Source organism: Moorena sp. SIO3I8 (genome assembly GCF_010692325.1).
Taxonomy (GTDB): Bacteria; Cyanobacteriota; Cyanobacteriia; order Cyanobacteriales; family Coleofasciculaceae; genus Moorena.
This window is the reverse complement of record NZ_JAAHHW010000030.1, coordinates 21629-44728: the sequence shown is the minus strand read 5'-3', so window position 1 is coordinate 44728 and position 23100 is coordinate 21629. Positions and strand designations below refer to the sequence as shown.

Annotated in this window: 22 protein-coding genes; 9 read left to right on the top strand and 13 right to left on the bottom strand. The window is 44.5% G+C overall.

Annotation, left to right across the window (positions count from 1 at the left end; translation table 11 throughout):
• Positions 1-572: 572 nt before the first annotated feature.
• The 4 genes from F6K51_RS14360 to F6K51_RS14345 form a co-directional block, all read right to left on the bottom strand.
• Positions 573-1583: an RNA polymerase sigma factor, RpoD/SigA family gene (locus F6K51_RS14360; RefSeq protein ID WP_293021237.1), complete on the bottom strand. Its 1011-nt coding sequence runs from the start codon at positions 1581-1583 to the stop codon at positions 573-575.
• A 204-nt stretch (positions 1584-1787) separates the two neighbouring features.
• The gene (locus F6K51_RS14355) at positions 1788-1925 is read right to left on the bottom strand and encodes a hypothetical protein (protein WP_293021235.1); all 138 of its coding nucleotides are present in this window, start codon (positions 1923-1925) and stop codon (positions 1788-1790) included.
• 592 nt (positions 1926-2517) lie between these two features.
• Positions 2518-2973: a transposase gene (locus F6K51_RS14350; RefSeq protein WP_293021234.1), complete on the bottom strand. Its 456-nt coding sequence runs from the start codon at positions 2971-2973 to the stop codon at positions 2518-2520.
• Positions 2939-3823 carry a transposase gene (locus F6K51_RS14345; RefSeq protein ID WP_293021232.1) on the bottom strand — a complete coding sequence of 295 codons (885 nt, stop codon included), beginning with the start codon at positions 3821-3823 and terminating at the stop codon, positions 2939-2941. The genes F6K51_RS14350 and F6K51_RS14345 overlap by 35 nt, the downstream gene beginning before the upstream one ends.
• 318 nt (positions 3824-4141) lie before the next feature.
• Here F6K51_RS14345 and F6K51_RS14340 point away from each other — a divergent pair, with 318 nt between their 5' ends.
• Positions 4142-4366 carry a ferredoxin family protein gene (locus F6K51_RS14340; protein WP_083305266.1) on the top strand — a complete coding sequence of 75 codons (225 nt, stop codon included), beginning with the start codon at positions 4142-4144 and terminating at the stop codon, positions 4364-4366.
• A gap of 126 nt (positions 4367-4492) precedes the next feature.
• Here F6K51_RS14340 and cobO read toward each other — a convergent pair whose 3' ends face one another.
• Entirely contained in the window at positions 4493-5194 is a 702-nt protein-coding gene (cobO, locus tag F6K51_RS14335; protein WP_293021230.1) for a cob(I)yrinic acid a,c-diamide adenosyltransferase, read from the bottom strand.
• Between the two features lie 95 nt (positions 5195-5289).
• On the opposite strand from cobO, the gene F6K51_RS14330 reads away from it, so the two are divergent.
• The 4 genes from F6K51_RS14330 (at position 5290) to F6K51_RS14315 (ending at position 8559) form a co-directional block, all read left to right on the top strand.
• The gene (locus tag F6K51_RS14330; protein ID WP_293021228.1) at positions 5290-6399 is read left to right on the top strand and encodes a DMT family transporter; all 1110 of its coding nucleotides are present in this window, start codon (positions 5290-5292) and stop codon (positions 6397-6399) included.
• Positions 6400-6433: 34 nt separating this feature from the next.
• On the top strand, positions 6434-7828 hold the full coding sequence (locus F6K51_RS14325; RefSeq protein ID WP_293021226.1) for an ABC transporter ATP-binding protein: 1395 nt from the start codon (positions 6434-6436) through the stop codon (positions 7826-7828).
• A 224-nt stretch (positions 7829-8052) separates the two neighbouring features.
• A complete protein-coding gene (locus F6K51_RS14320; protein ID WP_293021225.1) occupies positions 8053-8226 on the top strand; it encodes a hypothetical protein in 174 nt (57 codons plus the stop codon).
• 177 nt (positions 8227-8403) lie between these two features.
• Positions 8404-8559 carry a hypothetical protein gene (locus F6K51_RS14315; RefSeq protein ID WP_365939963.1) on the top strand — a complete coding sequence of 52 codons (156 nt, stop codon included), beginning with the start codon at positions 8404-8406 and terminating at the stop codon, positions 8557-8559.
• 7 nt (positions 8560-8566) lie between these two features.
• Here the strand turns inward: F6K51_RS14315 and F6K51_RS14310 are convergent, their stop codons facing one another.
• Positions 8567-8776, bottom strand: coding sequence for a hypothetical protein (locus tag F6K51_RS14310; protein WP_293021222.1), 210 nt, complete (start codon positions 8774-8776; stop codon positions 8567-8569).
• Between the two features lie 50 nt (positions 8777-8826).
• Positions 8827-10995: an NACHT domain-containing protein gene (locus F6K51_RS14305; protein ID WP_293021220.1), complete on the bottom strand. Its 2169-nt coding sequence runs from the start codon at positions 10993-10995 to the stop codon at positions 8827-8829.
• Positions 10996-11432: 437 nt separating this feature from the next.
• Between F6K51_RS14305 and F6K51_RS14300 the strand changes: the two genes are divergently transcribed.
• The gene (locus F6K51_RS14300; protein WP_293021218.1) at positions 11433-11528 is read left to right on the top strand and encodes a type II toxin-antitoxin system HicB family antitoxin; all 96 of its coding nucleotides are present in this window, start codon (positions 11433-11435) and stop codon (positions 11526-11528) included.
• Positions 11529-11747: 219 nt separating this feature from the next.
• Here F6K51_RS14300 and F6K51_RS14295 read toward each other — a convergent pair whose 3' ends face one another.
• The 3 genes from F6K51_RS14295 to F6K51_RS14285 all read right to left on the bottom strand — a co-directional run bounded on the left by F6K51_RS14295 (position 11748) and on the right by F6K51_RS14285 (position 15511).
• The gene (locus F6K51_RS14295) at positions 11748-12101 is read right to left on the bottom strand and encodes a hypothetical protein (protein WP_293021217.1); all 354 of its coding nucleotides are present in this window, start codon (positions 12099-12101) and stop codon (positions 11748-11750) included.
• A 304-nt stretch (positions 12102-12405) separates the two neighbouring features.
• Positions 12406-14310 (bottom strand): tetratricopeptide repeat protein, encoded by a 1905-nt coding sequence (locus F6K51_RS14290; protein ID WP_293021216.1) that lies wholly within the window; start codon positions 14308-14310, stop codon positions 12406-12408.
• A 73-nt stretch (positions 14311-14383) separates the two neighbouring features.
• A complete protein-coding gene (locus F6K51_RS14285) occupies positions 14384-15511 on the bottom strand; it encodes a hybrid sensor histidine kinase/response regulator (protein ID WP_293021215.1) in 1128 nt (375 codons plus the stop codon).
• A 353-nt stretch (positions 15512-15864) separates the two neighbouring features.
• Between F6K51_RS14285 and clpS the strand changes: the two genes are divergently transcribed.
• Both clpS and F6K51_RS14275 read left to right on the top strand, forming a co-directional pair.
• Positions 15865-16185, top strand: coding sequence for an ATP-dependent Clp protease adapter ClpS (gene clpS / locus F6K51_RS14280; protein WP_293021214.1), 321 nt, complete (start codon positions 15865-15867; stop codon positions 16183-16185).
• A gap of 4 nt (positions 16186-16189) precedes the next feature.
• Positions 16190-16483, top strand: a complete 294-nt coding sequence (locus F6K51_RS14275) for a DUF2103 domain-containing protein (protein WP_008186027.1) — start codon at positions 16190-16192, stop codon at positions 16481-16483.
• 408 nt (positions 16484-16891) lie between these two features.
• Here F6K51_RS14275 and F6K51_RS14270 read toward each other — a convergent pair whose 3' ends face one another.
• Both F6K51_RS14270 and F6K51_RS14265 read right to left on the bottom strand, forming a co-directional pair.
• Complete coding sequence (locus F6K51_RS14270; protein WP_293021211.1) at positions 16892-17359, bottom strand: molybdenum cofactor biosynthesis protein MoaE; 468 nt, start codon at positions 17357-17359, stop codon at positions 16892-16894.
• A gap of 28 nt (positions 17360-17387) precedes the next feature.
• On the bottom strand, positions 17388-17582 hold the full coding sequence (locus F6K51_RS14265) for a hypothetical protein (RefSeq protein ID WP_293021210.1): 195 nt from the start codon (positions 17580-17582) through the stop codon (positions 17388-17390).
• A 395-nt stretch (positions 17583-17977) separates the two neighbouring features.
• Between F6K51_RS14265 and F6K51_RS14260 the strand changes: the two genes are divergently transcribed.
• The gene (locus F6K51_RS14260) at positions 17978-22546 is read left to right on the top strand and encodes a PAS domain S-box protein (RefSeq protein ID WP_293021208.1); all 4569 of its coding nucleotides are present in this window, start codon (positions 17978-17980) and stop codon (positions 22544-22546) included.
• Positions 22547-22748: 202 nt separating this feature from the next.
• Here the strand turns inward: F6K51_RS14260 and F6K51_RS14255 are convergent, their stop codons facing one another.
• Entirely contained in the window at positions 22749-23021 is a 273-nt protein-coding gene (locus F6K51_RS14255) for a hypothetical protein (protein ID WP_293021206.1), read from the bottom strand.
• Positions 23022-23100 lie beyond the last annotated feature (79 nt).

Below are 23100 nucleotides of genomic sequence, written 5' to 3'. Positions count from 1 at the left end.
AAAAATTCTGAGAGTTTAGACCGTCAATTGATGAAGCCATAATCAATCAGAAAAAGTTAATTTTTCTTAAACCAGAGTTATGTTGACTCTTGAGGTTATAAACCTATTTAAGCCTAAACTATGCTTTGGTTTGTTCCTTTGTTGATCGGTTTATCAACTGTCACACTTGGCGCTGGTCATAGCCTGAAATTTTGCTGAAGCTTGACTATCAGCTTTCTCCCAGCTATTGGTTGACCCAAGCTTTAAGCAACTATGAGTGACCTTTTGCTGAAATAGGTGAGTCCAGACTCATCTTTTATTCAACCCTTGGAATAATTTTTCGTCCAGGTTGAGGTAGAAATTGCTTCTTAAATGGCTCCCCCAGGTTTTTTACCTCCTCACTCTCCGGTTTTGATGTGAAAATTTTGTGAAATTATAGGTGAACTTATACAGTGATGTGAATTTTGCTCTGACTATAGAAATACTCCAAAGGTAAGAACAGAGATTTCGGGGTTTTTTACATTTCTTTACAAAAAAAGAAGTGGTAACCGTTTCTGGCTACCACTCATGCTTGGAAGACAGTCAACCATTAGCTAGCTAGCGATGTACTCCCGGAAATTAGCATGGCGACGCCGTAGCTGTGCTAAAGCTTGATGTTCTAACTGGCGCACCCGTTCACGACTGAGGTTAAGTCGCTTACCAACTTTAGCCAGAGACAGCTCTTTGCCATCCTCTAACCCAAAGCGTAGCGCTAGCACTTCCCGCTGTTGAGGGGTGAGTTCTGCTAACAGCAGATTTAGGTCTTGCCGCAAGGACTCCTGAGTGGTGTAGTTAACCGGTGTTAGACCATCATCTTCTAGCAGCTCAGACAGCTCTGTGTCTTGGTTATCTCCCACCCGAACGTCGAGAGAGATGGGTTGACGAGCAATGCTCAAATATTCCCGAATCTGAGCTGGTTCTAAATCCAACTCCTTAGCAATCTCGGTGGGAGTAGCATTGCGACCTAGGGTCTGGGATAGTTCCCGTTGTACTTTCTTAATTTTATTGAGCTTTTCAGTAATGTGGATAGGCAGCCGAATTGCACGAGCTTGCTGAGCGATCGCACGGGTGATCGCTTGCCGAATCCACCAATAGGCGTAGGTGGAAAACTTGTAGCCCCTGGTTGGGTCAAATTTCTCAACCCCTCGCTCTAAGCCCAAGGTACCTTCCTGGATCAAGTCCAAGAATTCCATGTTGCGCTTCTGATACTTCTTAGCGATCGCTACTACTAGGCGCAGATTCGCTTCAATCATCTTGCGCTTGGCTCGAGTACCTTGGTCTATGGCTTTTTTCAGTTCTGCTTCGCTCTTATTAATGTACGAAGCCCACTCTTCAGTTGTCGGTTCGCGCTCTAGCTCCTGTTCCAAGGTGGCTTTTTCCCCTAAGAGTGCCATCATTTGCTGCACTTGCTTACCATAAACAATTTCTTGCTCATGGGTCAGCAGAGGTACGCGACCGATCTCATGAAGATAGGTACGAACCATATCTGCTGAGAAGCTAGGCTTGGTCGGCTTGGTCGGCTTAGTCGGCTTAGTAGTTTTGGTTTTGGTCTTAGAAGTGGGCATGGGTGAGTGGTAACTCCAAAAACAAGCAGTATAGTAGATTCTGTTGCGGATGTTTACTCCATCAAGTAACTACAATCTCTTTCCCTTGAGATCATTGCGCCATGGATTGCATTACATTTATTACAAGAGGTATTAACCACCTACCTCCTTCGTTAGAAAGAGATTTAACGGTAACATTGACGCTGTATACTAAGTCAAGTTTTTCTAGGTTTTTTCTGGGGGTTTCCCCAGCTTAGGTAATCCTACAAGTTGACCAGGCACGCTTAGCTCATACTCTTGGGGCGTTGGTGTTGGACCCGCAACCAAATCGAAGATGTGGGCTTGAGGGCTTCGATGTTTCATCTGCTGCTGCCCCCCTGTAGCTATAATATAAGTATCTATACTTGATATATACTTATATATAACGTCTTTACAGATTGGTCTTACACAGCCTCCAGAGGTTTGGCTCCGCAGAGCACTTACTCCTGTAGTAGTTTGCTACTACCCTGGCAGCAACCCTACTTCCGTAGGTGGTTTAAGGTGTTTAGGTTAATCCCCTTTAGTAATGGTTAGACACTTTGGAATTAAGTCGAAGTCATTATGATTTCAATATAGCTCCATTGTATTACATATTTAGACCCCGGTAAAGGTGAAAAGGTTCAACAATTGTTTGCTTTGACGAAAAAATAGCAATATCATAGGGACAGAGTCAGTAGATTACATTGGTTGGACTTGGGATTTTAGTGGGGCTTCCGAGATTAAGCCTCACACACACCCTCCATTAAAATAATCACCCAATAATCAGGAAATAGATAGATATTCTGAAGTGAGATAACCGAACTCATTGGGGTCGTGATGTCTAGACACGCGCCATGAACGGCTACTGCTAATTGAATAATGGCAATTGACACTCCCCGGTCTAAAGACGCGGGGATTCTTCATTCAGCGAGCCAGCTTACTGAACCTGGTCGGAACCAAGAACAATAGAGGCCGATTCTCCTGAAGCGTTCGGGTCAATGACCCAAGTTCCGGTGTGCCCCACCGTACCCAAGGCTCGATTTAGTATATTGATTGCAGCGTTGTGGTCTCGATCTAGCTTGCAGCCACACTTACAGACGTGAGTCCTTGTCGATAGTGACTTCTTGACCACCTCGCCGCATTCAGAGCAGTTTTGGCTTGTATAGGCAGGATTCACTGCAACAGTGACTCTTCCAAACTTTTGGCCAAAATGTTCTAACCATTTTCTAAATTGATACCAACCTGCATCATTTATAGACTTAGCGAGACAGTGATTTTTTACTAAGTTTTTAACCCTTAAATCTTCATAGGCGACCAGGTCGTTAGACCGGATTACGCAACGTGCCGGAGACGAAACCTTAGAAGAGTGCAGCCTTACAACAAAACCTGTCACCTTTGATGCATAGCCTACCAACTATAAAGGCTGCACTCTTCTTGCGGTAACTTCTAACCAGTCTTTTGGCATGTTCTTCACGCTGCCTACTTATTTTAAGGTGCTGTCTGCCTAATCTATTGATGGCTTTCTTGCGGTTGGATGAGCCTTTCTTTTTCCGGGAAACCCGGCGTTGATAAAACTTTAATATCTTCTCCCCAGCTCTATAAAACCGAGGGTTAGGTTCACTGTTGCCGAATGAGTCGGTGTAGAACTCTTTTAGTCCTACGTCTAATCCGATTGTCGAGTGACTTGGGGTTAGCTGTTCGTTTACCTCAACAGAAATGCAAAACTGAACATAGTACCCATCTGCTCTTTTGACAATGCGGACTCGCTTAATCAGCTTCTTGTCGAAGCGCCACAAGTCCCAGGTACCCTTGAGCTTCAGCCTCCCAATCCCCTTTTTATCACTGAAAGTTATTGATTTTTTATCAGGGGATAATTTCCATCCTGACTGCTTATATTCAACTGTTCGCGCAGCGTCGGCTTTGCCGAATCTACAGTGCTTTTGAAAACGGGGATAGCCTTTCTTCCCAGGTACTTTCTTTTTACAGTTCTCAAAGAAGCGAGAAATTGATGACCAAGCTCTTTCAGCCGCAGCTTGTCGAGCCGTAGAGTTTAACTCATTGGCAAACGGGAACTCTTTAGCTAGTATTTTGCAATATTTACTAAGGTCGTACTTCCCTGTCCCTTTATTGTCCATCCATAAACTAATGCAACTATTACGGATAAATTTCACTGTCCGAATAGCTTCGTCTATAGCTTGATACTGGGTATTTTTGCCTTGTGCTTTAAACTCTAAGATGATCATCAGAACTCGACCTTTTCTGTATATCCTTACGCTAACACGTTTAGCGAAAATCGTCAACTCAAGACAGAATCTTTTTCACGGCGACTAAAGTCGCTACCTGGCTTTCATCCCGGAGACGAAACCTTAGATAGTGGAGCTTTATTACAAAAGATTTAACCCTTTTGCGCATAACCGACTAACCATAAAAGCTCCACTATCTTACGGTAACTTTAAGCACTCATGCTACGCATGTTCGTTGTGGGGCTTCTTTTGCTAGACAGCTAACTATAGAATTAAGGAAGATCCACATCCGACCAACTAGCACTTAGAGAAAACACTGTGCCACACACGATTGTTACCGATACTTGCCAAGGAATTGCTGATTGCGTTGAATGTTGCCCAGTGGCGTGCATTCATCCAGGACCAGGGAAAAATGCCCTGGGGAGTGACTGGTACTGGATTGACTTTTCTAGCTGCATTGACTGTGGCATTTGCGTGGAAGTCTGTCCAGTTGAGGGCGCTATTATACCAGAAGAGCGACCGGATTTGCAGAAAACACCATAATTTTTCGGGATCACGCACGCTATTGGTGTACAAACTATTCCTATGCCTAAAAGCATAAAACTTGGGGATTGTAGACCGTTGAGAAATAGTTCAAAAATTTCTCCCCTACTCCCCTCGATAACAGCATTAAAACTCAATACCAGGTTGTGCTTTAATCCCCTGCTCTTTTAAAGGATGCTTCACTAATGTCATCTCTGTGACTAGGTCAGCTCGTTCAATTAGGGCGGCTGGTGCTCCCCTACCGGTTAAGATGACATGGGAATCAGTGGGTTTTTGGTCTAGTCCAGCCAAAACTTGCTCAATGGTTAGATAGTTGAGTTTCAAGGCTATGTTAATCTCATCCAATAGCACTAGCTTAATGTCAGGGTTACGGATAAACCCTAAGGCGGCATCCCAGGCGGATTGGGCTTTTTCGATGTCTCGCTCTCGATCTTGAGTCTCCCAGGTAAAGCCTTCGCCCATGGCATGGAACTCTAATTGAGGGGGATTGTTATCAGTGGCTACTGTCCAGTGCTCTAAGGCAGCTTTTTCTGCGGGTTCCCAAGCACCCTTGATAAATTGTACAATCACAACTCGGTAGCCATGACCAAGCGATCGCAAGACCATGCCTAAGCCAGCTGTGGTCTTCCCTTTGCCGTTGCCGGTATGAACCACAATCAGACCTTTTTGTTTGGAGGCTTTAGCTAGGCGTTGTTCCTGTATTTCCTTGCGTCGCTGCATTTTTTGCTGATATTGCGATCGCGTTAGGCCAGTGCCAGAGGAATCAGCGGTGTTTACCGATTCTAGACCTTGGTTGGAATCAGTGGCAGACTTGATTGTGGTATTCATGGGTTTATGATCAATTCATTTTCAGGGACTCTCTAGCATACAGCATCCCTTGACTGTAATGCTTCTAAAGTATCCCTGCCAACACCAAGAAACTTATGGTATCCCCAAAACAGAGGAGTGCTGCTGATCAAGCTATCCCACAACAGCTGACGCGATCGCAAAAAATGTCAAAGAAAATCCCAAAGAAAATCTCCATTGGGGTGCTTTTGGCCTTACTCTCTTGCCTAATGTTGTCGTTTCAGAATATAATTATATATGTAATCTTTAATCAATCTTGGCTCTTTGGTCTACAGAATGTTGAAGTGGGAGGCTTGATGGCTCCTGGTTTAGGCAACTCCCTGCTGATTCTGTGGCTAAAGATGTTGGTGGTAGTACCGCTGATGGCATTTGTGGCTAGGTTACTCTACCCATCGGTGTGGCGAGATATTAGGCGTTGTGCTCACTCGGGGGACTTGCCTTTATTTAGCCAGATGGTGGCGAGTAGCTTATTTCTATTTTTATCCCAAGTGCTATTATACCTATCATTAGGTCTTATTAAACCAGGGGTAGCAATCACGATTTTTTTTATATATCCCATTGTGACGGTGATCTTGACAGGATTGCTGTTTGGTAATCGCACACATCTATTTCCCTCCGATCTATATCGCCCACATCTAGTTCGTGGTCTAGTCATGGTTGGTGTGGTGGGCGGAGCGTTGCTGATTTCCCTGCCTAGTCTCGCAGCTAAGCAGCCCTCTTCTGAATTGGGAGTTATAGCTGCTGCTGGTGCGGGTTTGAGCTTCGCTGTTTACATTATTCTCACCCAAGTCAGTGCTAGAAAGCTCAACCCGATTCCTTATAGCTTTATTAATTTTACATTAATTTTGGTATTTTCTAGCCTGAGCTTATCATTTCCCCTAGATCAATCCTGGCGCTTTTTTGTTGAACCCAGCCACAGACTTGCTTTATACTTCAGCTGTCTGGGGTTGGGGGTAATCACCTTAGTGAGCTATCTGGTGCAAAACTTTGCCATCAGGCTCATTGGTGGGCGTCCAGCTTCGATTATCGGGTCAACAGCACCAGTGTTAACTACCGTCTTAGCCGTGGCGATTATTCAACAAGGTTTAGGGTTACAGGAAATTATCGGATTGTTTCTGGTAACGTTAGGGGTGGTAACCCTAAGTATGGAAAAATTACGGCATCAGAGTTGGAAACGATCACAGTAAAGAAAAAATTAAGCGTAATTGGATATTGACCAACGTGGCACAGGTTATTCTGGAAAACGTTTTTAAAAGTGTTCCCGCCCGCAAAGGGGATACTGTTGTTGCACCAGTAACAACGGAACCTAAGGTGACAAACAACGAAGAGTCACCAAGCCTTGAAGCAGAAAAGTCTGGACAGACACCTAAAACCGTTAATATCTTGCGGCGCATAAATCTGGAAGTCAACGATGGCGAGTTTATGGTGCTGGTTGGTCCTTCAGGCTGTGGCAAAAGTACTCTATTGCGGATCATTGCTGGACTAGAGGAATTGACTGCGGGCAAAATCTGGGTGGGGAACAGACAAGTCAATGACTTACCACCCAAAGAACGAGACATCGCTATGGTGTTTCAAAATTATGCCCTCTATCCCCATCTGAGTGTCTATGAAAACATTGCCTTTGGACTCAGACGAACTGGCTATGGGCAAGTGAACATGGCAGAAGACTCTAATGGGAACTCTAATAGTGTGCATTGGGGCAAGAATCTGCCACCCCAAATCAAGCAAGGGCTTGTGGCTACAGGTATGTTGAATGGGGAAGTTCGCTCGAATCTGGAAAATGTGTTAACCACAATGACGCGATCGCTTCCTCGGGAACTGCGATACCTGTCCGAACGAGAGAAAAAGATTGATCAGCAGGTTCGCAAAGTAGCTAAGTTGCTACAAGTAGAACACTTGCTGAATCGATTGCCAAAGCAGCTGTCTGGGGGACAAAAACAACGGATTGCTCTGGGACGGGCAATTTCCCGTAATCCCCAGGTCTTTTTAATGGATGAACCCCTTTCTAATTTGGATGCTAAACTCCGGGCAGAGACTCGCAGCCAAATTGTGAAACTACAGCGGCAGTTAGGTACAACTACGATCTACGTCACCCACGACCAAACGGAAGCGATGACTATGGGGGATCGGATCGCGGTGATGAAAGACGGTCGCATCCAACAGATTGCTCCTCCTCTAGAAATATATAATCAACCGGCTAACCGGTTTGTGGCGGAATTCATTGGTTCACCACCGATGAATTTTATCCCGGTTCAGGTGAAAGCCCCTCGGGTAGTATGCAATTCTCAGTTCCGCCTGACGCTTCCAGAGGTCTGGGAACCCATACTGCACCAGTATGATGGTCAATCCTTAACCTTAGGAGTTCGTCCGGAACATATGAGTATCAGTGCTCCTGCTCCCAAAAACTTGATGGTTACGGTTGAGATAGTGGAAGCCCTAGGTAACGATACTTATCTATCCGTGAGTATCCCCGAAGACTCTACCGTTCTTCAGGTCAGAGTACCACCAGATAAAATTGTCAGAATAGGTGAGGAAATTTGGCTGTCTATAGACCCAGAGAAGATTCATTTATTTAACCCCCATGATGGGATGGCCATTCCTAAGTCTGATAGCTAAGTCGTAAGTTGCGTAGGGTGCGTTAGGGACGGGCTCGCCCTGATTTTCTTGGTAGCCAGTATTAGCACAATCCGTCCCGTAACGCACCACCCAAAAGGCTGACTAGACTTAGCCCTAGTTGTCGGAAACTTCTGCTCTCGAAAGCAGAGGAATTGATCCAAACAGGATTATAACGTTAGTTCCTGATTCAGATCCCCCTAAATCCCCCTTAGTAAGGGGGACTTTTGCGTGGAATTTCCTTCTTTTCTGACGACTCCCGACTCCCGATTCCCGACTCCCGATTCCCGATTCCCGATTCCCGACTCACTACTCCCTACTCCCTACTCCCTACTCCCTACTCCCTGCTCCCTGCTCCCTCAAAAATATTTTTTTACAAAACTTTTCAAAATATGCTATAATATAATATTTTTTGTGCTACAATAAAATTGTCCCCGTTAAAATTGACGGCAAGAGCCAGCCTAACGATCTTCCTTGGGCGAAGGCTGGCTCTGGGTCCCACTTAACTGGCAAGATGCCAGTTCTACGAAGGAGATACATTTATTATGTACTATGGTAGAAACCTATACCCATGGGTAATGGTTAGGCTATTGCCACCCATGGCACCAGTGGTTTTCGCTCGGTTCGACAACCATTGTGATGCCAAGAGGTATGTGCAGCCTCTTAAACGGCTCATGCCTGATGCTAAGTTCCTTATTTTTTTGGATATTAGTCTGCCGATGGATCAAGAATAATAGGTAGTTAAGGAATGAATAAGAGTAGAGTGGGCATCCTGCCCGCTCGAAAATAAGGAGGAAACTGGCAAGATGCCAGTTCCACCCAAGATGCCCATTCCAGAAAACTCTTAAAATCATTCCATTCCACGAGCAACGCCCGAAAATAAGGAGGAAACTGGCAAGATGCCAGTTCTACGCAAGATGCCAGTTCCACCCAAGATGCCCATTCCACCAAGATGCCCGTTCCACAAAACTTTTAAAATCATTCCATTATTAACCCCCACACTAGGTGGTGCTAAAGTGCTCCCGCAGCAAATCGTGGATGAATCGATAGCGTCCACCCACTTGCTTGATCAAGCGGCGTTCTGTGGCATAGCTCAGGAAATGGGCGTAATCCCAGGGGATTGAACCACTGCCCCAGAGAATGAAGCGGAGGACGAAATGCTGAATGACCGGTGTGCCAGCAACTAAAAAGCCCATCAAAATTGCCATCCCAAAAGCAACAATTAACGTGCTGAGTAGTTCGACATTCTTTACCCAAACTAGACTAAGTAATACACACAGCAATAAAGTTACAGGAAAACTAATTAAACTAACAATAAATATATTTTTAGCGGATTCTTTAATCCCCTGATTTGGTTTATTTCTGGTTTTTATTTCTGCTCCACTCAGACCTTCAACCAGCCCTAAAATCAACCCAAAAAAAAGCCCTCCACTCAGCCCTCCACTCAGTCCTTCAAACAGCCCTCCACTCAGCCCTTCAAGCAGCCCTATAAGCAGCCCAAACATCAGCGCCACAATTATCAAACTAATTCTGTTATCTATTATTATTTGCCATGAAAATCTAATACTTTCAGAAGGCTGTATATTATTATTATTATCAAAAATGCATCCAAGCAGCCCTCCACTCAGCCCTCCAACCAGGCCAAACATCAGCCCAAACATCAGCCACATAATCAGCCCAAATATCAGCCCAAACATCAGCCACATAATCAGTTTATATAACCACTTTTCTATGGAATTATTAAACATAATATGCTGCATTTTTTCAATCAAAAACTCGGTTTGTTGTCGCTCTTTCAATCGTTTAGCCAGCCAGCCTAACCAGCGTCTTGTCTTCTCTTCTGAATAACCACGACTGTCATGGTTTTCGTTTAGTTTACGGTTAATGTAATTCTCAAATAAATCTCTACGGCATTGCTTCTGATAGTCTTCCTTTGCTTTAGGATCCTTAAAATGTCTCCCTACTCGCTTCAACCCATCTCCATCTGGATAAGCACGGGGAATTAAATTTAATAATAAGGGCATTCTGGCTAACTCTAGCAATCCCTCTGAATCTTGCTTAATTCCTGGCCAGAGGTTGAGAATATTTAACCCCTTTAAATAATTTTCTATCTGCTGATCCGTCAAAGGTTGCAGACAGACTGCTCCCCGCATCTCCAGAATTTGCTCACCAGCTTTGTATTCTTCTTCACGACAGCAGACCACAATTTGAGGAACATCTTTGAGAAACTGATTTAATTCCTGAACACATAACCTTTGCCGCTCTAAACCCAACTCATCTAAACCATCAAGAAGAGGTAACAACTGACCGGTGGTAATCCACTCCTGAGTAATGGCTTCGGGGAGATTATAACGAAACTTTAAATTAGCTGCTAACCATTCAGCAATGGGCTGCTTGTTATCTTTCCAATCAGAAAGTTCAGCAATAATTGGAATTGGTTGGTTTGGCTGGTGCTGAGCACCTGTAATTAAATCCTTGGCCAAATCCAACAGCATGGTGGTTTTTCCGGAACCAGGGGCACCGAGAATCAACAGTTTCCCGGCAATATGCTTTTGGTTAAATACCTCAATAACCTTTTGACCTGGTTGAGATTCTGTCGTTACTCCCCAGAAAGGTACTGCCAGGTACTTGGGCAACTGTTTCCACCATGGAGGAGAATTGCTAGGATTCACAGTATTTTTTTCTGGACGATCCAGTTGCTCCCTTTGGTCTGGCATCACCAACTTAATCAAGTGGTGATTGTCCAGGGAGTAATAAAGGTAATTGTTAACGTCTGCTGCTATTTCTGCTAGCAAGCGTTGTCGCCATCGCTGTAACTTTGCCTGTGGAATCTGTCTAGGGATTTGAGTTTGCTTTCCTGAGCTAGTTTTGAACAAATACCACATTGTAAGGAAGGCGAAGACGTAACCAATACCTAAAATCCAGTAGACTTGTTGGAACCACTGGGTATTGTCTTGTGCTGATTTTTGAGAAACTAAATTTTCTGCTTCATGAGCTAAGAATACATAAACTATTACGCATAGACCAAATACTATAATTTTGTGAAAGAGAGTTTTTTGCTGGTCAAAGCGATTGATCAAAAGTCCGACAATACAGGTAAGTAGTCCTAGTAGTAACTGGAGTAGTCTTTGAAGGACGTTGGGATTGGTCAGAAGTTCAGCAAGGTTCATCTGTGAAGCGACCTCTGTTTTATCACTATCTTAAATTTTAACGAATTAGCGTCGAGAGAGCCAATAATATAGCAATTATATGTGCCATGAGGGACAAAGAGATCCCCCTAAATCCCCCTTATCAAGGGGGACTTTGAGGTTGAGAAGCGTACCTCATAAATCCTAGAAACGCTATATCAAGTCTGCTTGAATATCCATAATTAAGGAGAGGGTGGGGAGATAGGGAGATGGGGAGATTTTTATTAAGGATAATTATCCTGATTGATATAAAAAATTAAATAGTCTAGGTAGTTTGATAAAACAGGAAAGTGGGTCGAGTGTGGTAAGTGGGGGGAGTGCGATCGCACTCAAAGTCCCCCTTATTAAGGGGGATTTAGGGGGATCCCTTTGTACCTTATGGGAGATATAATGGCTATAAAACATCTAAGGAGATTTGTATGAACGCAGAGTTTACCGCCATCATTGAGGCAGCAACAGAAGGAGGATATTGGGCGATTTGTCCTGAAATTCCTGGTGCGAATGGTCAAGGATAAACGGTTTAAGAAGCTAAATAAAGCTTGAAGAATGCAATTCACTTAATTTTTGAAGATCGTTTAGCTGATAGTCGTCGAGGACTACCCAAAGAAGCAATCGAGGACAAAATTTCTATACACTGGCGGTGCGTTACGGGACGGGCTATCCTAACCTTGGCTACGAAGTGAAAAATCAGGGCTAGCCCATCCCTAACGCACCCTACGCACTCACGCCAACAGCTATAAGCTATCACCATCATCGAGCAATTGCTGAAGATTTTCCAGTTTCAATAGGTCTTCTCGATTGACTACATCATCACTAATTTCAAGGATAGGATTTGCTGAGGAAAGGTTGTTGTTGAACAGATTTTTAATTTCTGTTTCACCCAGAAACCTTCCTTGCTCAAAGAACCGTTGACTGCTATTTGTACTATCAACAAAGAAGCCAAATGACTGTTGGGGAAATTTGAAGTCAGAGGGCAATGACTGAGCCTGGACATTAGAGACGATGCCAGCAGTTAAGGAAACAACTGTCAAAGCTAGGGTTGTCTGTTTCCCAAACCTGGGAAGGATCTTAGTTAGGGTCGGTTTCATGATGTTATAGCGCTACGCGCAAGTCAGAAGTTAGAAGTCAGAAGTCAAAAGTAAAAAAAAATACCAATTCAAGTAGGGTGGGCAAAGTAATATTATCTAGAAGAGTAATTTGAACGCAACGGTTTTTGCCCACCCTACAAGCTAGCTACAAATTCAAGTAGGGTGGGCAAAGTAATATTATCTAGAAGAGTAATTTGAACGAAACGGTTTTTGCCCACCCTACAAGCTTAAGTAGGGTGGGCAAAGTAATATTATCTAGAAGAGTAATTTGAACGCAACGGTTTTTGCCCACCCTACAGGCTACTTATATTGAATCCAAGTATTTTGCTAGCAATTCCGGAATATAGTCATAGCCATCTACCCCAATGACAGCAATAATTTTTGACCGTTGCTGTGCCAAAAGGGTTTGGAAGCCATCTTGCCCCATTTGTCCTTGCAAAATACTTAACAAACCGGCTGGTTTGCGCCAATCTTCAGACCCAATTTGCTCTAATAGATAGGCTCCTAAACTAGCGGTGTAAATCACTTTCTGCCAATCTTGCTGGCTGTAGCAAGCTTGGGCTAGGTAGGCCAAATTCACCCCTTGTAAGTACAAATCCCCAGAAAATTGGGCGGCTTGCCAGCCTTGTTCTAAAAATGCGATCGCTTTTTGATACTGCTCAACCACGACATGGGCAATTCCCAAACTACTGAAACACAAGGCTTTACTTTGCCCAACCCCATAACTCCCTGCTGGAGAATCTCCCAATCGTTCTAACAATAATCGACCTTGTTCTAAATAGTTAATAGCACTTTCATACACTTCTAGTTCTGCTTGTTGGCTATCCTGAGCTTGAAACACTTCACTGTAGCCGAAATTCACTAAAGCATTAGCTTCCCCTAACCGGTCTCCAGCTTGACGAGCGAGTATTAATGCTCGTTGACTATAGTTAATCGCATCAGCATAATTCTCTTGCGCGACACAAATCCGACTGAGGTGATTGAAATTAGCAATTTCACACAATCTATCCCCAGCCTCACGGGCAATCTCTAAGGCTTGCTGATGGAAGTTATTGGCTCGGTCATAGGCTCCTTGAGACCAAAGGGAATAACCCAACAAGGTTAGAATCCTGGCTTTCTCCTCGGTTCGGTCTACTTGCCGCAGGGGTTCATCTAGGTAATTCAGGGCATCTTGGAGATAGTTGCCGCTAAAGTTAGCAAACACACCACCGTAGAGAGGGAAGTAGTCCCGTTGGGCAAAGGTGCGCAGAATTTGCAGACAAACCTGAAAACAGCCATTTGCGATGGCATTTCCGTTGCTACTAATTGCTGTCTGGTTCAAAACATTAGCTAACCTAGACCAAATCACAGCAAATACGATAAAGGTAGAAATCGATAACTTTGCTCCCATCTTGGAGTCATATACCATTTTATCGAACCAATTCACCAGTCCTCGCTGCAAGCACTGGAGAATCACAGCCAATTCCACCCAAGCTTCTAGTTCCAAACTCGGCTGAGTATCTGCCCATTCATGGAAGGATTGATTCAGCGCTAGACTTTCAAATAAAGACTGGGGTAACGGGCTATTAACCTTTTTCCCCCACAGCCCCCAAGGGCCACGCTGTTCCGGAGTACCCTCAAATCCCAGTGAGCCTCGACTTTGGTCATAAATCCAACTGACCAGATAATCTTCCAAGCGTTGCCAAGATGCCAAACCCGCCGTAATCCCAGCCGCCAGTTGTCCAAGGTCTTTAGCAGTATCAGATTCAGAAGCTTGTTGTGCCTGTTGCTTTAGGGGTTTAGCCAGGCTCCCCAGTTGTTGTAACGTCAGGGGTGGTTGTTGATTGGGGTCAATCACTCGCAATAAAGCCGTAAAGCGCTCAGCCGGTTCAGCAGTAGTAATGAATTGAATAGCGCTAGTGATAGTTTCAGAAACTCGGTTTTCTTCCTGCCACTGTTCCCATTCACCACGAATCGTATTGAGGGCCCTGAGTTTCCGAATTGCCTTCGCTTGCTTCAATTCACTCTTAGGATTGTCTACTTCTGCCTGAGTCATATCGAAGCGCTGATCAAGGCAACGTTCAAAAATTTCCCCAGTGCCAACCGTAACCCCCTTGACCAACATCTGATAGACCTGGGATTTAGAACGGATCTTCCCCTTCAGGGTAGTTTTGACAATGTCATCGATTAACTCAAAATAGCGATCGCTCAATCCCATCTCGTTAGACATAACCTTTTGCCTGATCAGTGCCCACTTTTCTCAAAAATAGCTCAAAATCACCATAGACTTCTGGCAGGTCTAGTTAAGCATCAACATGATTCGGCAATGTTACAGTAAACAAAGTCCCCTTACCCAACTCAGACTTAACGTTGATTGTTCCTTGATGAGCTTCGAGAATTCGTTTGGAAAGATATAGTCCTAAACCACTACCTGAGCGTTTGTGGCTACCCTGGCGAAACCGTTCAAACAACTCTTTTTGGTCTTCTGGGGATATACCAAAACCAGTATCTTCCACCTCAATCACCACCAACGACTGATTACTTTCACTAGTCTTGGGACTATTCCTCAGACGAACGGTCACAGAACCGTTGTCAGTGAATTTAATCGCATTTCCCAGCAAATTCATGAACAGTCGGTGCAGTTCTAAGCGATCGCCCATCACTATCGAGTTAACTTCCTTCGGTGTCTGATAGTCCAAAGACAGTTTTTTATCACGAGCTAGGGCAGACAGTTCTTGGATGACTTCCTCAATAACCTGTTCCACAGGGATGGCAGAGAAAGACAAATACTTCCGACCGGCTTCATAGCGATAGACTTCTAGTAACGTATTCACCATAGTCAGCAAATTGTGGTTACTGCGAGTCATGGTGACTATGGCTTCGAGCACTGGGGGTGAAATTTCTCCCAAAGCCCCCTGCTGCATAAGGTTTAGGATGCGATCTGCTGCTACTAAGGGGGTGCGCAAGTCATGGGTAAGCCGAGAGACAAAATCTTCTCGTTGCCGAGCAATTTCATCCCGTTCATCCACACTATGCTTGAGGCGCAAAAGCGATCGCACCCGAGCCAGCAATTCATCCACTTCTACTGGTTTACGAATAAAATCATCCGCCCCCATATCCAGTCCTTGGACCACACTCGGATGATCATAAGCGGTGATCAACAAAATTGGTATAAACGGTAACTTGGGATTGCTTCGGATGCGCTTGGTTACTTCAAAGCCATCCATTTCTGGCATCATCACATCCAATAGCACCAATTCCGGCGGAGATATCTCTATTTTCTCTAGGGCAACCCGACCATTCTCTGCCAAAGTAATCTCGTACCCCTCTTCTTCTAAAAGCGTCTGCAGTAGAAACAAGTTGTCAGGGGAATCATCCACAGCCAAAATGCGATCTGTTTTGGAAGGGCGGGTTAGAGGTAAAGCATTCATTGAATCATTTCGTTGGTAAGTCAGAAGTGGAAACCCCTGTCATTGATGTATGGGGAGCGGGCTAATTAGTGGGTCGGCAAACCATTGCACACAGCCCCTCAGCAACTTCCCCCTGACACAAACAGCAGCCTGAGTTCGCTTCATTATGGCAAATTGGGCTTTACAGGCAAAGAAAAAATTGCGAATAGCGAAGGTCGTTGAAACCCTTAGGGATTAAAGGCTTAGTCCAATTTTTGATTTTCCTTATTTCTCACGGTCACTATGCAGGGCGTTTCAATTTTTGTAAACTGGAAGGAATGGTTTGACTTTAAACTTAATTTTTTGTAAATTATTCTGGTAACCTATGTGCGACTATGGTAAGATCAGCAGCTTATAAAGCTACATTTGCTGCACCAGTCAAAGCTCCTGAACGCTCTGGTCAAGTTACCCGAAAGCCTTATCCCAACTATAAGGTAATTGTGTTAGACGATGATTTTAACACATTTCAGCATGTTCACGACTGTCTGGTCAAGTATATCCCTGGGATGACAAATGATCACGCCTGGGAACTAACCCATCAGGTTCACAACGAAGGTCAATCCATTGTTTGGGTCGGTCCCCAGGAACAAGCGGAACTCTACCACCAACAGCTTTCTCGTGCTGGCTTAACCATGGCTCCCTTGGAGGCTACATAGTATTATGAGCCAACCCAAAGACGGCAGACTGGTTTGGAATCACTCTACCCACATTCAGGGTCTCATTCCAGTTCTGCAACGACTCACAGATTACCCAGGTATTCAAACCATTACCCCTGCTGTGCTTGGGCGGGCAAGAAGTCACTGTCCTAAATTACAGTTAAAAGTATCAGTGCCAATTCGTGGGGGATTCAAGGTGATTGCCAGGTCTGGTAAAAGCTTTCAAGAGGTGTTCATCCTCACCAACTTGAGTAAGGTGGAACTAGAAAAAGCGATCGCTCAATCACTAAAACGATAAGTAGATAGAATGTAGAATGTAGAATGTAGAATGTAGAATGTAGAATGTAGAATGTAGAATTTAGAATTGAATGTAGAATGTAGAATGTAGAATTGGGAATTTAGAATTGGGAATTCACCATTCTGCATCCTGACAGACAACCTTGGCCAAAAGGCCACGCTACGCGAACAACCCATTAACCGGCTAACCTAGCCTACACCGAAGGCCAAAGGCGAACAGCATTTTTGAATTAAACATGTAAAATTATTAATTCTTCATTCTTAATTCTTCATTCTAAATTCTTAATTCTGCATTCTTAATTCTTAATTCTTCATTCTAAATTCTTAATTCTTAATTCTGCATTCTTAATTCTTCATTCTAAATTCTTAATTCTTCATTCTTCATTCTTAATTCTTAATTCTTCATTCTTCATTCTTCACACGCCCCAATACTGACCCAACTGCTAGAACCATCATCCCAATGCTCTTTTTTCCAAATCGGAGCATTATGCTTCAACGTGTCAATAGCATACTTACAAGCTGCAAAGGCTTCTGAACGATGAGGACAGGCAACAGCGACTAACACGCTAATTTCCCCAATAGTTAAGCGACCGATGCGATGATGGATTACCACCCGATTGACATCAGACCATGAGGCACGAATCTGGGCAGCAATTGAGGAAAATACCCGTAATGCCATGGGTTCATAAGCCTGATACTCTAATGCTACCACTGGTTTACCATCAGTCTGATTACGGACTGTGCCACTCATCATCACCACAGCTCCATTAGCCGGATCATCAGCAAGGGCGTAGATGTCTGATAGGAATAACGGAGCGATGGTGATTGAAAAACTATCTACGGTTTGCTTTTCAGAGATCTTGGGCGGGGGAGTCATTCGCTGAGAATTCCAAAGAGTGTTAAGATTAGTAACAGCCTAAGCCTTTATTTATATATTTATATATAGCACTTATCATAGTCATGAGGTACAAAATTCTGGGTGTTAGGGAGCAGGGAGCAGGGAGCAGGGAGCAGGGAGCAGGGAGCAGGGAGCAGGGAGCAGGGAGCAGGGAATAGAGCAGAGGCAAGAGGCAAGAGGTAAAAAATCCTGTGTACCTCATAGCGATAAGAAACGCTATAGTTTATTTATCTTTACTGGTTGGATTTAATCAATAGGCAACCCTAGCGCCATGTTTCGATTTTTTTAAAATACTTTAAAAATTAGGAGCAGCAGCTCTAATTTCAGTTAATATACCTAAATACTATTCAAATAATATTAAATCAGAAGTTTTTTCTTTGACAAGGGCAATAATCACCTTGTCGAGGGCTAGTGCTCACTAGGCGATGAAACATCTGCCGTCAATCAATTGATGCTACCTATCCTTAAAGTCAAGCTACTTAAAGTCAAGCTCATCCTAGCTGATCAGTGATCAGTAAAACCCGTGTTGAGCAACAGCAAACCTAGAGCTGATCATAACTAGGGCTGATGATAACCCGTTTGGAGATTATTTGATTGATGGCACGAGGAGGTGGGGCTGATGAACCAGCAAAGCTAGCAGCCCAAAAATATTATAAAAGAACTATTGACCCTGAGCTTCAACAGGCCTTTGATGATCTCACAGCATTAGCCGCACAAATTTGCCAAACGCCCATGGCTCTGATTACCCTGATTGACAGTAACAGTCAATGGTGTCAGTCTAATCTGGGCGATTATGAAAAGTCAATAAGTCAAAATACCTTTTTATCCAGCCATCGGATTGAGTCAGCTGAGGTATTGGTAGTTCAGGATACCCTGGCTGATCAACGGTTTGCCACTCATCCCTTAGTTACTGCTGAGCCTCATATTCGGTTTTATGCTGGAGTTCCCCTAATTACCTCTGACGGATATGCTCTGGGAACACTTGCGGTCATGGCTCAGGTTCCAAAGGAACTTCAGCCTCAACAGTTAGCAGGATTACAAGCCTTAAGTCGTCAACTGATAAGCCTTCTGGAGCTAAAACAACAGTTAGCGGATTTACAGCAACCTCAGCTAGAAAACCAAGGTCTTGAGAATGAATTAACCCAGGTTGACCAAGAACTCCTGGATTTTTTAGAAAATGGCTCCGTTGGTCTCCATTGGGTGGATAGCAATGGCATCATCCTGTGGGCTAATCAGGCAGAGTTAGATCTGCTGGGTTACAACGCCCAGGAGTATATCGGTCACCACATTGCTGAATTTTACCCGGAGCAAGAGGTAATTGAAGATATCCTGGCCAGACTAACTGCTAAAGAAACCTTAAAAAACTATGAAGCTAGCCTCTTGTGCAAAGATGGCTCGATTCGCCATGTCTTGATTAACTCCAATGTCCTCTGGAAAAATGGCAAATTCGTCCATACCCGATGTTTTACTCGTGACATTACTGAATGGAAACGGATCCAGCAAGAACGCGATCGCTTTTTTGACCTCTCCCTGGATTTGCTGTGTATAGCGGGTTTCGATGGCTATTTTAAGCGCTTGAGTCCGTCCTTTTCTAGCACCTTGGGTTACACCGAAGCGGAACTAACCAGCACCACGTTTCTCAATTTTGTCCATCCCGATGACCGAGAACCAACTAGGACGGAAATGGAACAATTGGGGAGTGGCATCCCTACTGTCTACTTCGAAAATCGCTATCGCTGTCAAGATGGGTCTTATAAATGGTTAGCCTGGGCTGCAAATCCTTTAGTTAACGATGGTTTAATTTATGCGATCGCACGGGACATTACCGAAGCCAAACAAAAGCAAGCCAGCCTTGAAGAGAGTGAAGCTCGCTTCCGGATGATGGCGGATCATGCCCCAGTCATGATCTGGATGTCAGGCACTGATAAACTTTATAAGTTTTTCAATCAGCTTTGGCTGAACTTCACCGGTAAGACCCTCGAACTTGAATTGGGCAATGGCTGGGCTGAAGGGGTGCATCCTGATGACCATGAGTACAGCTTCAATACCTATGTATCCGCCTTCGACGCCAGAGAAAATTTTCGCATGGAGTACCGCTTGCGACGTAGGGATGGGCAGTATCGTTGGATATTAGATATAGGCACTCCCCGATTTACCCCCAATGGGGACTTTGCCGGTTACATTGGTTCTTGCATCGATATCACTGAGCGCAAACAGGCGGAAGAGGTTCTGCGTAGACAGGCTCTGATTTTTGAGACTATCTTCGATGGGATCATAATCACGGACTTAGCCGGTAAGATAATTGATTGGAATCCCGCTTCAGCGCGAATATTCGGCTACACCAAAGCTGAGGTATTGGGTAAAACTGCAGGGATTCTGCACCGACCGGAAGAGGCGGCTGTTCTAACCGAGCAGATTATCCAGGAGATGACCAGGTCCCGACGTTGGTCTGGGGAGATTCACTTTATTCGCAAAGATGGCAGGTGTGGGGTGTGTGAAACGGTGGTAGTACCTCTTTATGATCAGCAAGACAATATAGTAGCAACCATTGGTCTAAACCATGATATTACCGAGCGGCAGCAAAATCAGCAGAAATTGTATCAAAGCGAGGCTCGCTATCGCGCTATTGTCGAAGATCAAACGGAACTCATTTGTCGTTTCCGTCCTGATGGAACTCTTACCTTTGTCAATGGTGCCTACTGTCGCTATTTCAGCAAATCAGAGCAAGAGTTGATTGGGCAACGGTTTTTGCCATTGATTCCCGATGAGGATCTCAAAAGGCTAGAACGGTGTATTACTTCCCTAAGCCCCCAGAATCCGGTAGAAACGGTTGAACACCGGGTGATTATGCCCACAGGAGAGATTCGCTGGCAGCAGTGGAGCGATCGTGCCATCTTTAACGAACAGGGTGAATTGATTGAGCTCCAGGCAGTAGGGCGGGACATCACTGAACACAAGCACGCAGACGAGCAACTTTTGGAAAAGTCTCAGGCCCTGGAAACCTTCAGTAACAACCTCAAACACCTACATCGGCTGAATACCACCAATTACCAAAACTTTGAGTTGCTGTATGCTGACTATCTGGAGACGGGATGTAAAATTTTAGGGATGCCCACTGGAATTATTAGTCAAATACACCTTAATTCCTACACTATCCTGTCGGTCAGGTCTGATCTAGAAGGCTTAGTGGCTGGCTCAGAGTTTGAATTAAAAGATACCTATTGTGCTGTAGTTGTTCGCGAAAAAAAGACCATTGCCTATACTCATGTAGGTGAGATAGCACTGATGCACGCTCATCCAGTCTACCAAACTCTAAAACTTGAGTCCTATATCGGGACTCCTATATTTGTCTATGGTGAAGTCTACGGCTCCCTGAATTTTTCCTCAACCCAGGTAAGAGCAAGGGATTTCCCGCCTCACGAACAGGAAATTGTAGAACTAATGGCTCAAAGTCTTGGTCGATTAATTGCAGCTCATCAAGCGGAAATAGAGCGCCAACAGGCAGAAGCTGCACTGCTGGAGAGTGAATCGACCCTGCGTAGTTTCTTCAACAGTTCCGCACTATTGATGGGGGTCGTGGAACTTTTGGATGATGACATCCTGCATATTTCTGATAATAAGAGTACGGCGGATTTTTTCGGGACTACACCCGAGGCCATGCAGAATCGGTTAGCCAGTGCGCTGGGGGCACCCAAAACTCATATCCGTCGCTGGATTAGCCATTACCGAGAAAGCCAACAAAGCAATCAGCCCATTTCCTTCGAGTATGATCACACCACTGAAACCGATACCCGGTGGTTATGCGCCACTGTATGCCCAATTCCTGAGACAACCACTGCTCACCCCCGATTTTCCTATGTGGTGGATGACATTACTGACCGTAAGTTAGCAGAGCAAGAACTCAAGCGCCAAAATCAGCGATCGCAATTGTTTTCAGAAATTACCCTGAAAATCCGCCAGTCTCTACAACTGGAGCAGATTTTGCAAACGGCTGTTACAGAAGTGCAAAAATTTCTCAAGGCTGACCGAGTTGTACTCTTCCAACTGAGTTTTGATGGCTGGGGGAAAGTGGTTCAAGAAGCAGTAGTACCTGGTTGGCCAATCATGCTCGGACAAAGCATCGAAGATCCTTGCTTTCATGAAGAGTACCTAGACCAGTATCGTCAGGGAAGGGTTAGCAACATCTGTGACTTAGAAAACTCTGATATCCGAGCTTGCCATGTAGAAATGCTGCAACAGTTTGGGGTAAAAGCTAACTTAGTGGTGCCAATTCAGCAACAAGACAAACTTTGGGGTTTGTTGATTGCCCATCAGTGTGCCAATCCACGACAATGGACTAACTTTGAAAGTGAATTGTTGCAACAACTGGCGAACCAAATTGCTATTGCCTTAGCCCAAGCCCAGCTTTTAGGAACAGAAACCCGTCAGCGTCAGGAACTTGCCCGTTCTAATGCGGAACTGCAACAGTTTGCCTATGTAGCATCCCATGACCTGCAAGAACCCCTGCGCAAGATTCAGGCATTTGGCGATCGCCTTCAGACCAAGTATCATGAACAGTTAACGGAGCAGGGGCAGGACTACCTCAAACGGATGCAGAATGCCGCAGGACGGATGCAGGTGTTAATCAATGACTTGCTTAGCCTTTCCCGGGTGACCACTAAGGCAAGACCTTGGGTTGCCACTGATCTGGCTCAAGTGGTGCAAGAGGTACTCTCTGATTTAGAACTACGTATCCAGCAATCTGGTGGCGTAGTGGAAGTCGGTGAACTACATACTATTGAAGCTGATCCAGTGCAAATGCGTCAACTTTTGCAAAACCTGATCAGTAACGGACTTAAATTCCGACCAGCACCAAGAGGTAACGTCGTTAAAATTTATAGTCAACTGCTTCAAGAAAGTGTTCCCTTAAGTTATGGAGGCGCAACCGTTAATGAGCGTTGTCAGATCATAGTCGAAGACAATGGTATTGGGTTTGACCCCAGGTATGGCGATCGCATTTTCCAAACCTTTCAACGGCTCCATGGTCGCAGCGATTATGAAGGAACCGGCATCGGTCTAGCTATCTGCCGTAAAATTGTGGAACGCCATAATGGTAGCATCATGGCAGAGAGCACACCAGGACAGGGAGCTAAGTTTATTGTTAGGGTGCCGATTAAACAAAGTTGAAAATTGAAAGTTGAAGGTTGTTCGCGTAGCGTGGCCTATTGGCCAAGGTTGAAGGTTGTTCGCGTAGCGTGGCCTATTGGCCAAGGTTGAAGGTTGAAGGTTGTTCGCGTAGCGTGGCCTATTGGCCAAGGTTGTTCGCGTAGCGTGGCCTATTGGCCAAGGTTAAACTTTAAATAATGAAAACATACTAGTAGTTGAGTGACTAATCAATAAAATATAGCAGTCGCCAGGGCAGGGGCGGACATGACAAAAGTCTCAAACCTAAGTAAGCGCAAGAGTTTGACTTCTGACTTGTGACTTCTGACTTCTGACTTGTGACTTCTGACTTCTGACTTGTGACTTCTGACTTGTGACTTCTGACTTCTGACTTGTGACTTCTGACTTCTGACTTGTGACTTCTGACTTCTGACTTCTGACTTCTGACTTCTGACTTCTGACTTCTGACTTGTGACTTCTGACTTCTGCTATACCTCAAATTTTTTATCCCTTGAACCTTCATAATTCCTTCATAATTCCTTTGTAATTCCTTTATAATTGTTGGTCGAGGAGATAAT

Excerpts from the sequence above, each read along its gene's own strand:
- F6K51_RS14315 (WP_365939963.1), top strand. The coding sequence starts at position 8,404 with ATGGTTAGGCTATTGCCACCCATGGCACCAGTGGTTTTCGCTCGGTTC.
- cobO (WP_293021230.1), bottom strand. The coding sequence starts at position 5,194 with ATGAATACCACAATCAAGTCTGCCACTGATTCCAACCAAGGTCTAGAA.
- F6K51_RS14355 (WP_293021235.1), bottom strand. The coding sequence starts at position 1,925 with ATGAAACATCGAAGCCCTCAAGCCCACATCTTCGATTTGGTTGCGGGT.
- F6K51_RS14285 (WP_293021215.1), bottom strand. The coding sequence starts at position 15,511 with ATGAATGCTTTACCTCTAACCCGCCCTTCCAAAACAGATCGCATTTTG.
- F6K51_RS14295 (WP_293021217.1), bottom strand. The coding sequence starts at position 12,101 with ATGAAACCGACCCTAACTAAGATCCTTCCCAGGTTTGGGAAACAGACA.
- F6K51_RS14270 (WP_293021211.1), bottom strand. The coding sequence starts at position 17,359 with ATGACTCCCCCGCCCAAGATCTCTGAAAAGCAAACCGTAGATAGTTTT.
- F6K51_RS14265 (WP_293021210.1), bottom strand. The coding sequence starts at position 17,582 with ATGAGGTACACAGGATTTTTTACCTCTTGCCTCTTGCCTCTGCTCTAT.
- F6K51_RS14275 (WP_008186027.1), top strand. The coding sequence starts at position 16,190 with ATGAGCCAACCCAAAGACGGCAGACTGGTTTGGAATCACTCTACCCAC.
- F6K51_RS14260 (WP_293021208.1), top strand. The coding sequence starts at position 17,978 with ATGGCACGAGGAGGTGGGGCTGATGAACCAGCAAAGCTAGCAGCCCAA.
- F6K51_RS14330 (WP_293021228.1), top strand. The coding sequence starts at position 5,290 with ATGGTATCCCCAAAACAGAGGAGTGCTGCTGATCAAGCTATCCCACAA.
- F6K51_RS14345 (WP_293021232.1), bottom strand. The coding sequence starts at position 3,823 with ATGATCATCTTAGAGTTTAAAGCACAAGGCAAAAATACCCAGTATCAA.
- F6K51_RS14300 (WP_293021218.1), top strand. The coding sequence starts at position 11,433 with ATGAACGCAGAGTTTACCGCCATCATTGAGGCAGCAACAGAAGGAGGA.
- F6K51_RS14360 (WP_293021237.1), bottom strand. The coding sequence starts at position 1,583 with ATGCCCACTTCTAAGACCAAAACCAAAACTACTAAGCCGACTAAGCCG.
- F6K51_RS14290 (WP_293021216.1), bottom strand. The coding sequence starts at position 14,310 with ATGTCTAACGAGATGGGATTGAGCGATCGCTATTTTGAGTTAATCGAT.
- F6K51_RS14305 (WP_293021220.1), bottom strand. The coding sequence starts at position 10,995 with ATGAACCTTGCTGAACTTCTGACCAATCCCAACGTCCTTCAAAGACTA.
- clpS (WP_293021214.1), top strand. The coding sequence starts at position 15,865 with ATGGTAAGATCAGCAGCTTATAAAGCTACATTTGCTGCACCAGTCAAA.